At 68.7% G+C, this 390-nt stretch carries 1 protein-coding gene; it reads left to right on the forward strand.

All coding sequences use genetic code 11. The features are described from left to right. The coding region (locus FJV41_RS57665; protein ID WP_141649701.1) for a molybdopterin-dependent oxidoreductase at positions 1–390 on the forward strand (390 nt) is incomplete at both ends.

The raw sequence follows: 390 nt of genomic DNA on the forward strand, positions 1-390 counted from the left end.
CTCCTCAAGCTGATGGCCACGGGCGCCGCCGGCGCGGCCCTGGCGGCCTGGGCCGGTCGCGAGGCCCTGGCGCAGACGCCCCGGCCCGGCAAGCTGGCGGCCCTGCCCAGCGTTCCCAGCAAGGTGCCGGGCGCCACCACCATCGAGAAGCTGACCGACTACAAGGACGCCAGCACCTACAACAACTTCTACGAATTCGGCGTCGACAAGAGCGATCCGGCCCGCAACGCGCACACGCTGAAGACCTCGCCGTGGACGGTGGAGGTGGAAGGCCTCGTCAACAAGCCCGGCAAGTTCGCCATCGAAGACCTGCTCAAGCTGAGCCCGCAGGAGGAGCGCATCTACCGGCTGCGCTGCGTCGAGGGCTGGTCGATGGTCATTCCCTGGGTG

The organism is Myxococcus llanfairpwllgwyngyllgogerychwyrndrobwllllantysiliogogogochensis, assembly GCF_006636215.1.
Classification (GTDB): Bacteria; Myxococcota; Myxococcia; order Myxococcales; family Myxococcaceae; genus Myxococcus; species Myxococcus llanfairpwllgwyngyllgogerychwyrndrobwllllantysiliogogogochensis.